We start from the raw sequence: 13,430 nt of genomic DNA, 5'->3' as shown, positions 1-13,430 counted from the left end.
ACTCATGCCCGCAGTACCACGCCGCTGTCGTCTTCCCACCACACGTACACGGTGTCGCCCCAGGACGGTCGGGAGCCACGGCGTTCGGCGTTGGCCATGAACGACTGGACGATCTTGCCGCTGGGCAGCTCGACGTAAAACACTGAGTGCCCGCCGAGGTAGGCGATGTCGTGGACCTTGCCGCTGGACCAGTTGTGCGCGCAGGTCGGCATTTGGGTGGTGACCAGCAGCTTTTCCGGGCGGATGGCGTAGGTCACCGACTTGTCTTCCACCGAAGTGGCGATGCCGTAGCCGACGTAGATATTGCGATCCAGGTCCGCGCACTTGAGCACCGCGTGGCCTTCGGCGTCGTCGACCACCTGGGTGTCGAAGATGTTGACGTTGCCGACGAACTCGCAGACCAGGCGGCTCACCGGCGCTTCGTAAACGTCCACCGGGCTGCCGATCTGGGCGATCCAGCCCAAGTGCATGATGGCGATGCGCTGGGCCATGGTCATGGCTTCTTCCTGGTCGTGGGTCACCATCACGCAGGTCACGCCGACGCGTTCGATGATCTCCACCAGTTCCAGTTGCATCTGCGAGCGCAGCTTTTTATCCAGGGCGCCCATGGGTTCGTCGAGCAACAGCAGTTTCGGGCGTTTGGCCAGGGAACGGGCGAGGGCCACGCGCTGGCGCTGGCCGCCGGAGAGCTGGTGGGGTTTGCGCCGGGCGTATTGGGTCATGTGGACCAGCTTGAGCATTTCCTCGACCCGCGCCTCGATCTCGCTGGCTGGCAGGCGGTCCTGCTTGAGGCCGAAGGCGATGTTCTGGGCCACGGTCATGTGCGGGAACAGGGCATAGGACTGGAACATCATGTTGATCGGCCGCTCATAGGGCGGCATCTCGGTGATGTCCACGCCATCCAGCAGGATGCGGCCTTCGGTGGGCCGTTCGAAACCGGCGAGCATGCGCAGCAGGGTGGATTTGCCCGAGCCCGAACCGCCGAGCAGGGCGAAGATCTCGCCCTGGTGGATCTCCAGGGACACATCGTCCACGGCCACGGTTTCGTCGAACTTCTTGGTCACGCGGTCGATCTTCACCAGCACCTTTTGCGGTTGCTGATGACCTTCCAGTGCCTTGCGATAAATGCTGGAGGCGTTTGCCATGTGAAACTCCCAACAGGTCGTCGGGCCAATACGGCCTGACGTAATAAGGTTGATTGCAAACCTGCACCCTCAGTGCAATGCAGGTTTATTCGGCACCGCCGTCCTGGCTGCCTGGCCTTGCTTGTTGTTGTTCGGGTATTGCCGTTCACGCCGCACGGCAGGCGCACACAGGTGCGCGCGCCGCGTGGGCAGGGCGTGTCAATCGGTAAAGCGAGTGCTGGCGGCCCGGCGCGGGCCGCCTGGTGTCAAAGGCGCTGACGCTGCGCGGCACGTTGCCGGCAGGCATCGCCAAAGGCCTGGAAAATACTCAGGTAGGCCGGGTTCGACAGGACCTGCCATTCCGGGTGCCACTGCACGCCAAAGGCAAACGCCCGGCTGTGCTCCACGGAAACGGCTTCGATCAGGCCATCCGGGGCCAGGGCCTCGACCCGCAGGCCGTCACCCAGGCGGTCGATGCCCTGACTGTGGATCGAGTTGACCTGGATCTCGCCGGCCAGGCCCATGGCCTCGAACACGCCGCCGGGCTGGATCGCCACCGGGTGCGCCGGGGCGTACTGGACGTCGAGGCGCGGGTCGTCGGCTTCGCGGTGGTCCATAAAGCCCGGCAGTTCATGCACCTTCTGGTGCAGGCTGCCGCCAAAGGCCACGTTCATTTCCTGGAAGCCGCGGCAGATGCCGAGGACTGGCACGCCGGCCGCCACCGCAGCCCGCAACAGGGGCAGGGTGGTGGCGTCGCGTTGCGGGTCATGGGCGGTGCCCGGCGCGCTGGGAGCGCCTTGATAGTGGAAGGGTTCGACATTGGACGGCGAGCCGGTGAACAGCAGGCCGTCGACGTAGTGCAGCAGGTCCTTGATCTCGCAGAGGTCCGCCAGGGCAGGAATGATCACCGGCAGCCCGAGGGCCGCGACGCTGACAGCACGCAAATACTTGTCGCCGCTGACATGGTAGGGGTGCAAGCCAATCTCTTTGACGCACGCTGTAACACCGATCAATGGCTTGAGTGCCATTTTTATCACCTCGAAATTCACGCTGGAACGAGTTTTTCCAGAGCTTATCTCTGTTGATTTTAATTAACAACTTCAATGTAAAAAATTCTAAACGCTCGTGAGTATGTTTGTGTTGATTGGTTGGGTTGGCGCCCAGTTTTGGTGCTATAGCTACCAATATAATTAACGTGTGGTGCCTGTTCTCGCTATTGACTTCACTTTGGCTTTCGGATTGACTGCTGCTACGAAACAGCTTTGAACATAATAATTAACACATAGGTGCATCATGTCGGTCCCACTGCGTACCGTTCAGCTCAACGAAGCCAACGCCTTTCTGAAAAAACACCCGGAGGTCCTGTACGTCGATCTGCTGATTGCAGACATGAATGGCGTGGTGCGCGGCAAGCGTATCGAACGCACCGCCTTGCATAAGGTGTATGAAAAAGGCATCAACCTCCCCGCGTCGTTGTTTGCCCTGGACATCAATGGCTCCACCGTGGAAAGCACTGGCCTGGGCCTGGATATCGGCGACTCCGACCGCATCTGCTACCCGATCCCCGACACCCTGAGCATCGAGCCCTGGCAGAAGCGTCCCACCGCGCAGCTGTTGATGACCATGCATGAACTCGAGGGCCAGCCGTTCTTCGCCGACCCACGGGAAGTGCTGCGCCAGGTGGTGAGCAAGTTCGACGAATTGGGCCTGACCATTTGCGCCGCGTTCGAGCTGGAGTTCTACCTGATCGACCAGGACAACGTGAACGGCCGTCCGCAAGCGCCGCGCTCGCCAATCTCCGGCAAGCGCCCGCATTCGACCCAGGTCTACCTGATCGATGACCTCGACGAATACGTCGATTGCCTGCAGGACATCCTCGAAGGCGCGAAAGAGCAGGGCATCCCTGCCGACGCCATCGTCAAGGAAAGCGCCCCGGCGCAGTTCGAGGTCAACCTGCACCATGTCAGCGACCCGATCAAAGCCTGCGACTACGCGGTACTGCTCAAGCGCCTGGTGAAAAACATCGCCTACGACCACGAGATGGACACCACCTTTATGGCCAAGCCCTACCCGGGCCAGGCCGGTAATGGCTTGCATGTACACATCTCGATCCTCGACAAGCAGGGCAACAACATCTTCGCCAGCGAAGACCCCGAGACCAACGACGCCCTGCGTCACGCCATCGGCGGTGTGCTGGAAACCCTGCCGGCGCAGATGGCGTTCCTCTGCCCGAACGTCAACTCCTACCGCCGCTTCGGTGCGCAGTTCTATGTGCCGAACTCGCCGAGCTGGGGCATCGACAACCGCACCGTGGCCGTGCGCGTGCCGACCGGCGCGGCGGATGCCGTGCGTATCGAGCACCGGGTGGCCGGTGCCGACGCCAACCCTTATCTGCTGATGGCCTCGGTATTGGCTGGTATCCACCACGGCCTGACCAACAAGATCGAGCCGGGGGCGCCGGTCGAAGGCAACTCCTACGAGCAGAACGAACAGAGCCTGCCCAACAACCTGCGCGACGCCCTGCGCGAGCTGGACGACAGCGAGGTCATGGCCCGGTACATCGACCCGCTGTACATCGACGTGTTTGTCGCGTGCAAGGAAAGCGAACTGGCCGAGTTCGAAAACTCGATCTCCGACCTTGAGTACAACTGGTACCTGCACACGGTCTGACGGCCCTCCCACTTTTTGCGTTGAGCACACCCTATGACCAAGCATCGCAACGACTGGGAGCAGTACTTCCAGTCCCTGAACCTTGAAGGCCGGGCCTTTATCGACGGCGAATACCGTTGGGCCGCCAGCGGCGAAACCTTTGACAGCATCAGCCCGGTGGACGGGCGTTTTCTGGCCACGGTCGCCAGCACCGATGAGGCCGACGCCGACGCCGCGGTAATCGCTGCACGCCGGGCGTTCGAGTCCGGGATCTGGCGCTTGCAGGCCCCGGCGGCGCGCAAGCGCGTGCTGATCCGTTTCGCCGATCTGGTCCTCGAACACCAGGAAGAACTGGCGCTCCTGGAAACCCTCGACATGGGCAAGCCGATCGGCGACTCCATGGCCATCGACGTACCGGCCACCGCCAACGCGATCCGCTGGAGTGCCGAGGCCATCGACAAGCTCTACGACGAAGTGGCGCCCACGCCCCACGACCAGTTGGGCCTGATCACCCGCGAACCCTGCGGCGTGGTCGCGGCCATCGTGCCGTGGAACTTCCCGATGATCATGGCCAGTTGGAAGTTCGCGCCGGCCCTGGCGGCGGGTAACTCGTTCATCCTTAAACCTTCGGAAAAGTCGCCGCTGACCGCCATTCGCCTGGCCCAGCTGGCCCTCGAAGCCGGCATTCCCGCAGGCGTGTTCAACGTGCTGCCGGGCTACGGTCACACCGTCGGCAAGGCGCTGGCCTTGCATAGGGATGTGGATGTGCTGGCCTTTACCGGTTCTACCGCGGTGGCCAAGCAACTGCTGGTGTATTCCGGCCAGAGCAATATGAAACGGGTGTGGCTGGAGGCCGGTGGCAAGAGCCCCAATGTGGTGTTCGCCGATGCCCCGGACTTGCGCGCTGCCGCCGCCGCTGCGGCTGCAGCGATTGCCTTCAACCAGGGCGAAGTCTGCGTGGCCGGGTCGCGCCTGCTGGTGCAACGGTCGATCCGCGAGCCCTTCATTGCGCTGCTGGTGGAGGCGTTCCAGGCCTGGAAGCCGGGGCATCCACTGGACCCGGCGACCAAGGTCGGTGCAGTGGTCGATCAGCGGCAACTGGACAACGTGTTGCGCTACATCGAGATCGGCAAGGAGCAGGGCGCCCAACTCTTGGTTGGCGGCCAGCGCACCCTGCAAGACACCGGTGGCCAGTACGTGGAGCCGACGGTTTTCGACGGCGTGACCAATGCCATGACCATCGCCCGCGAAGAAATCTTCGGCCCGGTGTTGTCGCTGATCAGCTTCGACACCGAAGAAGAAGCGCTGTCGATCGCCAACGACAGCATCTTCGGCCTGGCCGCCGCAGTGTGGACCGCCGACCTCAGCCGCGCCCACCGCTTTGCCCGGGGCCTGCGTGCCGGCAGCGTGTGGGTCAACCAGTACGACGGCGGCGACATGACCGCGCCGTTCGGCGGCTTTAAACAGTCGGGCAATGGCCGCGACAAGTCGCTGCACGCCTTTGACAAGTACACCGAGCTCAAAGCCACCTGGATCAAGCTCTAAGCCCAAATAACAACGGCGATTGCCGGCGCGTGCCGGCCAGTCGCCAGGGAGTCCTAACCATGCAACCCCATGTAAACAGCTATTACGCCGCGACCCGCAACCACACCGGCGACTTCCCTGTGCTTGAAGAGTTGGTCGAGTGTGATGTCTGTGTCATCGGCGCCGGCTACACTGGCCTGTCGTCGGCGCTGTTCCTGGCGGAAGCCGGCTACAGCGTCACCGTGCTCGAAGCGGCCAAGGTCGGCTTTGGCGCCAGCGGGCGCAACGGCGGGCAACTGGTCAATTCCTACAGCCGTGATGTGGATGTCATCGAGCAGCGCTACGGCGAAAAGAGCGCCGAAATCCTCGGCAGCATGATGTTCGAAGGCGCCGAGATCATTCGCCAGCGCATCCAGCACTACGACATCCAGTGCGACTACCGCCCGGGCGGGATCTTCGCCGCGTTGAACAAAAAACAGCTCAAGGGCCTGGTCGAACAGAAAAGCAGTTGGGAGCGCTATGGCAACCGCAACCTGCAACTGCTCGACGCCAAAGACATGGCAAACGAAGTGGGCTGTGAAAATTACATCGGCGGCCTGCTGGACAAGCAGGGCGGCCACGTCCATCCGCTGAACCTGGCCCTGGGCGAAGCCAGCGCGATTATCGGCCTGGGCGGCAAGATCTTCGAACAATCGGCGGCCGAGGAAATCACCTACGGCGAACCCAACGTGGTACGCACAGCCAAGGGTGTGGTTCGCGCCAAGTACCTGCTGATCGCCGGCAACGCCTACCTGCCGCAGAATCTCGACCCTCGGGTGACGCGCAAAAGCATGCCCTGCGGCTCGCAGATCGTGGTCACCGAGCCGCTGTCGGAGGCAGTGGCACGCAGCCTGATTACCCACAATTACTGCGTCGAAGACTGCAACTACCTGCTCGACTATTACCGTCTGACCGCTGACAACCGTTTGCTGTACGGCGGCGGCGTGGTCTACGGCGCCCGCGAGCCGGACGACATCGAACAACTGATCCGGCCGAAGATCCTCAAGACCTTCCCGCAGTTGAAAAACGTCAAGATCGACTACCGCTGGACCGGCAACTTCCTGCTGACGATGTCGCGCATGCCGCAATTCGGCCGTATCGAAAAGAACGCCTACTACATGCAAGGGTATAGCGGCCACGGCGTCACCTGTTCGCACCTCGCGGGCAAGCTGATCAGCGAAGTGATCCGCGGTGACGCCGAACGCTTCGACGCCTTCGCCTCGCTGCCGCACATGCCGATGTTCGGCGGCCGCACCTTCCAGGCCCCGCTGACGGCCATGGGCGCCGCCTACTACGCCCTGCGCGACCGACTCGGTATTTGACCGGTCAGCCACACGCACGCCGCGAGCCCCCGGCCCACGCCGCCTTCGGCCGCGGCCGCGGGCTTGCTTTTTTTGCGCATGCAGGCATATTCAGCAGCGCTACAGCTCCACCCGCAAACGTGATTTAATAGCCGCCTTTCAGGTTTCCGGGTCGGGTAATCGGCGAATTTCGCAACATTGCCTGCCCGCGCTCGCCCCAGCTCCTGCAGCGCTATCGCAACCAATAAACATCACGACAATCCCCCCTTATATAAGGCAGCTATGGACACGGGCACCCGACTCAAACTCGTTCGCGAAAGCTACAAACTCTCCCAGCGCGAGCTGGCCCGTCGTAGCGGCGTGACCAACGCCACCATTTCCCTGATCGAACAGAATCGCGTCAGTCCCTCCGTCAGTTCCCTGAAAAAGCTGCTGGAAAGCATCCCCATGTCCCTGGCGGACTTTTTCACCTTCGACCAGCCGCCACGCGAACACCAATACGTCTTCCGCGCCAACGAACAGCCCGACCTGGGTCGCGACGGCCTGCGCCTGCTGCTGGTGGGCGCGCCGATCCCCAGTCGCCAGATGCGCTTTCTGCGCGAGCAGTACGCACCCGGCGCCAGTTCTGGCGAAGAGCCGATCGTGCATGTCGAAGGCGAGGAGTGCGGCCTCGTCACCCGTGGCACCGTCGAACTCACTGTCGATGGCCAGGTCAGCGTATTGAACCCGGGGGATGGTTATTACTTCCCCACCACCTTGCCCCACAGGTTCCGCAATATCGGGCAGGATGAGGCGGAAATCATCAGCGCGAATACGCCGGCGAACTTCTAGGCCGGGGGCGGCATAACCCGGCGGAGCAAGACGCTGTTTAAAACACATCCCGTAGCGGCCTCCCCCGAAGGAAAACCCTCGTCTGCTTTTGGCACCGTGCTACCATCGACGCCATGACTTGCAGCAACATAATGTTGCAATGAACTTCAATAATCGGCCTTTCGCTGACTCATGACCTCCCCATTCGACTCGCAATCCGACTTGCCCATGATCCTGGTAGTGGACGATGAGCTGCGTTCGCGCGAATCGTTACGCCGGGTACTCGATCAGGAATTCCAGGTGCTGCTGGCCGAGTCGGCCGGGCAAGCACGCGAACTGCTGGAACAGCATGTGGTCGCGGTGATCCTCTGCGACCAGCGCATGCCCCATGTCAGCGGTATCGAATTTCTCAAGGAAGTGCGCGAGCGCTGGCCGGGGGTGGTCCGCATCGTGCTGTCGGGCTACACCGATTCGGAAGACATCATCGCGGGCGTCAATCAGGCCGGTATCTATCAGTACCTGCTCAAGCCCTGGCTGCCTGAAAACCTGCTCAACACCGTGCGCAATGCGGTCGAGAGCCAATCGTTGCAAAACCATATGCAGCGACTGGACCTGGAACTGCGCGCCGGTACGCCAGCGCTGCGTCGCCGCAGCCGCGAAACCCTGGAGCGGGTACGCGATACCTTCGATTTCTCGCGCATCGTGCGCAGCCCCGGCGGCCCGCTGGATGCGGTCTGTGAGTTGGCCGCACGGGTCGCCCGCTATGATTTGTCGGTGCTGCTGCTGGGCGAATCGGGCACGGGCAAAGAGTTGCTGGCCCGCGCCATCCATTACGCCAGCCCGCGTGCGAGTAATGCCTTTGTCATGGAGAACTGCGCGGCGCTGCCCGATACCTTGCTGGAGTCCGAGCTGTTCGGGCACAAGCGCGGCGCCTTCACCGGCGCGCATCAGGATCACATCGGGCTGTTCCAGCGTGCTAATGGCGGCACCTTGCTACTCGATGAAATCGGCGACACCTCGCCGGCTTTTCAGGTCAAGTTGTTGCGCGTCTTGCAAGAGGGCGAACTGCGCCCGGTCGGCGCCTCGAGCACGGTGCGGGTCGATGTGCGGGTGATCGCGGCGACCCATCGCGACCTGGAGCAAGATGTCGCCACCGGACGTTTTCGCAGCGACCTTTATTACCGGCTGTCCACGGTCAGCCTGGGCTTGCCGCCGTTGCGCGAGCGCACCGCCGACCTGATGCCCATCGCCAAAAAGCTGCTCGACGATGCCCGCCTGGAGCTGGACCTGCCAAACCTGCACTTCGCCGACGACGCCCTGGCGAGCCTGATCGGTTACCCATGGCCCGGTAATATTCGCGAGTTGCGCAACGAAATCTACCGCGCCGCTGCGTTGTCGGAAGGCTCGCAAATCGGTGCTCATTCGTTTTCCTGGCGCGTCATGCAGGGCCAGGGACGCAACACCAACGACATACGCCTGTCGCCTCCCACGGGCACGTTGCAAGAACAACTGGACGCTATCGAAGCGACCATACTCAAGGAATCGCTGCTGCGTCACCGCTGGAACAAAACCCATGCGGCCCGTGAACTGGGCTTGTCGCGCGTGGGCCTGCGCCAGAAATTGCGCCGTCTTGGCCTGGAGGAAGCCCGATGAACACCCCCTTCCGAGTGCTGTGGCTGCAATCGGGCGGTTGCGGCGGTTGCAACATGTCCTTGCTGTGCGCCGATACCCAGGATTTTTTCGCGATGTGGCGCAGTGCGGGGATTGAGTTGCTCTGGCATCCATCGCTGTCCCTTGAAAGCGGTGATCAGGTGCTGGATATCCTGGAGGACTGCCTGCAAGGTCGCACCCGGCTCGATGCCTTGTGCATCGAAGGCTCATTGCTGCGCGGCCCGCACGGCACCGGGCGCTTTCACATGCTGGCGGGCACCGATGCGCCGATGATCGACTGGGTGCGCAAACTCGCGGCGGTGGCCCAATACACCTTGGGCATCGGCACTTGTGCGGCCTACGGAGGCATCACCGCTGCGGGCAGCAACCCGACCGACGCCTGCGGCCTGCAATTTGACGGTGAGCATCGCGGCGGCCTGCTGGGTGCCGATTATCGGTCGTTGCGCGGCTTGCCGGTGATCAACGTGGCCGGTTGCCCGACGCACCCCGGCTGGGTGACCGACACCTTGATGGCGCTGGCCGCCGGGCTGTTCGCCGAGGCCGATCTGGACGTCATCGGGCGTCCGCGTTTCTACGCCGACCAACTGGTGCATCAGGGCTGCACGCGCAATGAGTTCTACGAATACAAAGCCAGTGCGGAAAAGCCCTCGGACCTGGGCTGCATGATGGAAAACCTCGGCTGCAAAGGCACCCAGGCCCACGGCGACTGCAATACCCGCCTGTGGAACGGCGAGGGCTCGTGTACCCGTGGCGGGTTTGCCTGCATCAACTGCACCGCCCCGGGCTTCGAAGAACCGGGGCACGCCTTTCAGCGCACGCCGAAGCTGGCGGGCATTCCCATCGGTTTGCCCATCGACATGCCCAAGGCCTGGTTCGTCGCCCTGTCGGCGCTGTCCAAGTCCGCCACCCCCAAGCGCGTCAAACAGAATGCGACGTCCGATCACCCGCTGATCGCGCCGTCGGTACGCACCCCCCGCCGTTAGGAGTTTGCATGTCACGTTTGGTGGTCGGCCCATTCAATCGGGTTGAAGGCGATCTGGAAGTACAGCTGGACGTGGAAGATGGCCATGTGCGTTCGGCACGGGTCAACGCCACCATGTACCGTGGCTTCGAGCAAATCCTGCTGCAACACGCACCGCTCGATGCGCTGACCTACGCGCCACGCATCTGCGGAATCTGCTCGGTGTCGCAATCGATCGCCGCCGCCCGCGCCCTGGCCGGGCTGGCCGGCGTACAGCCGCCGGACAACGGCCTGCTGGCAATCAACCTGATGGCCGCCACCGAAAACCTCGCCGATCACTTGAGCCATTTCTACCTGTTTTTCATGCCGGATTTCGTGCGCCCGGTGTACGCCGAGCGCCCTTGGTATCCAGACGCGGTGGCGCGCTTTACCCCGCTTCAGGGCAGCCAGCAGCGCCTGGCCATTTCTGCGCGTAAACGCTGGCTGGATTTGATCGGCACACTGGGCGGCAAGTGGCCGCACACCGGCTCGATCCAACCGGGTGGCTCGACCCGCGCCATCGATGCCGCCGAGCGCCTGCGCCTGCTGACCCGCGTTCGCGAGTTCCGGCAGTTTCTGGAAAGCGAGCTGTTCGCCGCGCCGCTGGAGCGTATCAATGGTTTCACCAGCGAAAACCAGCTATGGGCATGGCACGCCGAAGCGCCGGGGCAGGGCGATTTCCGCCAATTTCTGCAGATCGCCCTGGACACCGGGCTTGAGCATCTGGGGCCGGGGCCGGGGCTGTATCTTTCCTACGGGGCGTATCCGCGAGCCGATGGCTCGATGGTGTTCCCGCGCGGCCTGTGGAATGGCGTCACCCAGTGTGTACAAGCGCTGGACCTGGACGATATCCGCGAAGACAGCGCGCATGCCTGGCTCGACGACGCTGGCGGCCCGCGCCACCCGGCCGATGGGCAAACCCAGCCGTTGATGGAAAAACCCGACGCGTATACCTGGAACAAAGCCCCGCGCCTGGCCGGCGCGGTGCTGGAAACCGGCGCCATTGCACGCCAGTTGATTGCCGGCCAAGCGCTGCTGCGCGATGCCGTGGCACGCTGTTCGGCAACGGTTTATACCCGCCTGCTCGCGCGTTTGCTGGAGTTGGCGCAGGTGGTGCCGCTGATGGAAAGCTGGTTGATCGCCCTGCGCCCCGGCGAGCCGTATTACCGCGCCGCAGCATTACCCGACAAAGGCCGCGCGGTCGGCCTGACCGAAGCGGCGCGTGGCGCACTGGGGCATTGGCTGGAGGTGGAGCACGGGAAAATCTCCCGCTACCAGATCATCGCCCCGACCACCTGGAACTTCTCGCCACGCGATGCCCAGGGCCAGCCCGGGGCATTGGAACAAGCCTTGCAGGGTGCTCCCGTGTTACCCGGCGAAAAAAGCCCGGTAGCGGTGCAACATATCGTTCGTTCTTTTGACCCGTGCATGGTTTGCACGGTGCATTGAAAAGGAAATCCCATGGAACGCCTGACCATTTCCCTGGACCGTGGCCTCGCTGAGGAACTGGACGCGCTGATTCGCGACCAGGGTTACCACAACCGTTCCGAGGCCATGCGCGACATTTTGCGGCGGCATATCGAACAGGCGCGCCTGGAACAAGGCCAGGCGCCGCATTGCGTGGCCAACCTGAGCTTCGTTTACGATCACCATTCGCGCACCCTCACCGAACGGGTGATGGACCTGCAGCACGCGCATCATCACCTGACCATTGCCAGCCAGCATGTGCATCTGGATCACGACAACTGCCTGGAAAGCCTGATGCTCAAGGGCTCGTCCGATGAAGTGCGCGATTTTGCCCATCGCGTGTGCGCCGAACGCGGCGTGCGTCATGGCTCGCTGAACCTGATCCCGGTGGAGCAGGGTGCGAGCCACGAGCAGGCCCACAGTCACCTGCATCTGCACCCTAAAAGCTGACGACCATGGCCCGTAAACCGCCACCCGGCAGCCTCGACGAAGACGCCTGGATCGAAGTCATCGCGAGGATGGACGAGGTCTATTCCAAGCTGGTGCAAGACGAAATCGCCCTGGAAGAGAAGAACGTCGAACTGGAGCAGTCGCAGCAGTTTATCGCCGGGTTGCTGTCGTCGATGTCCGACGTGTTGCTGGCCTGCGACCCGCAAGGGCGCATCGAGGAGAGCAACAGCGCGCTGCGCACGCTGGTCGGCCGTGATGAACAGTCATTGTCCGGCAGCCCGGCCTATGTCTTGTTGGCCGACCCCCACAGTGAAACCCAGTTGCGCCAGACCCTCGCCAGCCTGCGCCATCCCAACGCCAGCGCCTCGCTGGAGGTCAACTTCAAGGATGTCCACGGCGCGCCGGTGCCCGTGGACGTCAGTTGCACCGTGCGCAGCACGGGCAATGGACGCTTTATCGGGCACGTGCTGGTGGGGCGACCGCTGGGCGAACTCCAGCACGCGTATCGCCAACTGCACGAGGCCCACGAGGCGCTCAAGCGCACTCAACAGCAACTGTTGCACGCGGAAAAAATGGCCTCGCTGGGGCGCCTGGTGGCTGGTGTCGCCCACGAACTGAACAACCCCATCAGCTTCGTGCTGGCCAACGCGCATGTGCTCGACAGCTATGGCAAACGCCTGCAGCAGTACCTGCAAGCGGTCCACGGCGGCGAGTCGCACGCCAGTCTTCAAGCCTTGCGCCAACAGCTACGCATCGATCCGCTGCTGAGCGATTTGCCGTCGTTGATCGAGGGCAGCATGGAAGGCGCGCAACGCACCGCCGACATCGTCAGCGCCCTGAAGCGCTTCTCGGCGGTGGATCGTGAAGCGCTGGGCGAGGTCGACCTCAATGACGTCATCGAGCGCGCCATCCACTGGGTCTGCCGTGGCGTCGCGCCCGATCTGCAGGTGCATTGGCAGGCCGTTGACACACCGCCGGTGCGCGGCAATGCCGGGCAATTGCTGCAAGTGCTGATGAACCTGATGCAGAACGCCTACGATGCGGCGCAAGCGGCCAACCAGGCCTTGCCGACAGTCTGGATCGAGGTGACCCAGGAGCCGGGCTGGGTCACCCTGCGTTTACGCGACAACGGTGCGGGCATCGCAGAGAAACACCTGAGCCAGGTGTTCGACCCGTTCTTCAGCACCAAGTCCGTGGGCAAAGGCACGGGCCTGGGCCTGTCGATCAGCTACGGCATCATCGAACGCTGTGGCGGTCGGATGGTGGCCGCCAATCACCCCGAGGGCGGTGCGCAGTTCACCGTGACGCTGCCCGAAGCCGGGCCCGCCTGAGCCGATAATCCGGCAGCGGCGCTGGAAGCTCATTGTCCAGTTACCGGCTCGGCTGGACAGTCAT

General features: G+C 62.9%; 11 protein-coding genes. 9 read left to right on the top strand and 2 right to left on the bottom strand.

Going from position 1 to position 13,430, the window contains the following annotated elements; genetic code table 11:
• Positions 1-2: 2 nt before the first annotated feature.
• Both AC07W0_RS12440 and AC07W0_RS12435 read right to left on the bottom strand, forming a co-directional pair.
• Positions 3-1,145, bottom strand: a complete 1,143-nt coding sequence (locus tag AC07W0_RS12440; protein WP_017845579.1) for an ABC transporter ATP-binding protein — start codon at positions 1,143-1,145, stop codon at positions 3-5.
• Between the two features lie 245 nt (positions 1,146-1,390).
• Complete coding sequence (locus tag AC07W0_RS12435) at positions 1,391-2,152, bottom strand: gamma-glutamyl-gamma-aminobutyrate hydrolase family protein (RefSeq protein WP_046486965.1); 762 nt, start codon at positions 2,150-2,152, stop codon at positions 1,391-1,393.
• Positions 2,153-2,417: 265 nt separating this feature from the next.
• Between AC07W0_RS12435 and AC07W0_RS12430 the strand changes: the two genes are divergently transcribed.
• From AC07W0_RS12430 to AC07W0_RS12390, 9 genes are all read left to right on the top strand, one after another.
• The gene (locus AC07W0_RS12430; RefSeq protein WP_017845581.1) at positions 2,418-3,794 is read left to right on the top strand and encodes a glutamine synthetase family protein; all 1,377 of its coding nucleotides are present in this window, start codon (positions 2,418-2,420) and stop codon (positions 3,792-3,794) included.
• Between the two features lie 33 nt (positions 3,795-3,827).
• Positions 3,828-5,318, top strand: a complete 1,491-nt coding sequence (locus AC07W0_RS12425) for an aldehyde dehydrogenase (protein ID WP_102617497.1) — start codon at positions 3,828-3,830, stop codon at positions 5,316-5,318.
• 59 nt (positions 5,319-5,377) lie between these two features.
• A complete protein-coding gene (locus AC07W0_RS12420; protein WP_102617496.1) occupies positions 5,378-6,658 on the top strand; it encodes an NAD(P)/FAD-dependent oxidoreductase in 1,281 nt (426 codons plus the stop codon).
• Between the two features lie 261 nt (positions 6,659-6,919).
• Entirely contained in the window at positions 6,920-7,468 is a 549-nt protein-coding gene (locus AC07W0_RS12415; protein WP_046486974.1) for a cupin domain-containing protein, read from the top strand.
• A gap of 207 nt (positions 7,469-7,675) precedes the next feature.
• Positions 7,676-9,100, top strand: a complete 1,425-nt coding sequence (locus AC07W0_RS12410; protein ID WP_226926216.1) for a sigma-54-dependent transcriptional regulator — start codon at positions 7,676-7,678, stop codon at positions 9,098-9,100.
• Positions 9,097-10,101, top strand: a complete 1,005-nt coding sequence (locus AC07W0_RS12405; protein WP_017845585.1) for an NADH-quinone oxidoreductase subunit B family protein — start codon at positions 9,097-9,099, stop codon at positions 10,099-10,101. Before AC07W0_RS12410 ends, AC07W0_RS12405 begins: the two co-directional genes overlap by 4 nt.
• Positions 10,102-10,109: 8 nt before the next feature.
• Positions 10,110-11,567 carry a nickel-dependent hydrogenase large subunit gene (locus AC07W0_RS12400; protein ID WP_102617495.1) on the top strand — a complete coding sequence of 486 codons (1,458 nt, stop codon included), beginning with the start codon at positions 10,110-10,112 and terminating at the stop codon, positions 11,565-11,567.
• A 12-nt stretch (positions 11,568-11,579) separates the two neighbouring features.
• The gene (gene nikR / locus AC07W0_RS12395; RefSeq protein WP_046383278.1) at positions 11,580-12,035 is read left to right on the top strand and encodes a nickel-responsive transcriptional regulator NikR; all 456 of its coding nucleotides are present in this window, start codon (positions 11,580-11,582) and stop codon (positions 12,033-12,035) included.
• 5 nt (positions 12,036-12,040) lie between these two features.
• Positions 12,041-13,366 (top strand): PAS domain-containing sensor histidine kinase, encoded by a 1,326-nt coding sequence (locus AC07W0_RS12390; RefSeq protein ID WP_102617494.1) that lies wholly within the window; start codon positions 12,041-12,043, stop codon positions 13,364-13,366.
• The last annotated feature ends 64 nt before the right edge of the window (positions 13,367-13,430 follow it).

The organism is Pseudomonas sp. GW704-F2, from assembly GCF_059423025.1.
This window is presented reverse-complemented; position numbering and strand designations above follow the sequence as displayed.

What these genes read in the sequence shown, in the direction of transcription:
- AC07W0_RS12440 (WP_017845579.1), bottom strand. Translation starts at nt 1,145, where the DNA reads ATGGCAAACGCCTCCAGCATTTATCGCAAGGCACTGGAAGGTCATCAG.
- AC07W0_RS12435 (WP_046486965.1), bottom strand. Translation starts at nt 2,152, where the DNA reads ATGGCACTCAAGCCATTGATCGGTGTTACAGCGTGCGTCAAAGAGATT.
- AC07W0_RS12430 (WP_017845581.1), top strand. Translation starts at nt 2,418, where the DNA reads ATGTCGGTCCCACTGCGTACCGTTCAGCTCAACGAAGCCAACGCCTTT.
- AC07W0_RS12425 (WP_102617497.1), top strand. Translation starts at nt 3,828, where the DNA reads ATGACCAAGCATCGCAACGACTGGGAGCAGTACTTCCAGTCCCTGAAC.
- AC07W0_RS12420 (WP_102617496.1), top strand. Translation starts at nt 5,378, where the DNA reads ATGCAACCCCATGTAAACAGCTATTACGCCGCGACCCGCAACCACACC.
- AC07W0_RS12415 (WP_046486974.1), top strand. Translation starts at nt 6,920, where the DNA reads ATGGACACGGGCACCCGACTCAAACTCGTTCGCGAAAGCTACAAACTC.
- AC07W0_RS12410 (WP_226926216.1), top strand. Translation starts at nt 7,676, where the DNA reads ATGATCCTGGTAGTGGACGATGAGCTGCGTTCGCGCGAATCGTTACGC.
- AC07W0_RS12405 (WP_017845585.1), top strand. Translation starts at nt 9,097, where the DNA reads ATGAACACCCCCTTCCGAGTGCTGTGGCTGCAATCGGGCGGTTGCGGC.
- AC07W0_RS12400 (WP_102617495.1), top strand. Translation starts at nt 10,110, where the DNA reads ATGTCACGTTTGGTGGTCGGCCCATTCAATCGGGTTGAAGGCGATCTG.
- nikR (WP_046383278.1), top strand. Translation starts at nt 11,580, where the DNA reads ATGGAACGCCTGACCATTTCCCTGGACCGTGGCCTCGCTGAGGAACTG.
- AC07W0_RS12390 (WP_102617494.1), top strand. Translation starts at nt 12,041, where the DNA reads ATGGCCCGTAAACCGCCACCCGGCAGCCTCGACGAAGACGCCTGGATC.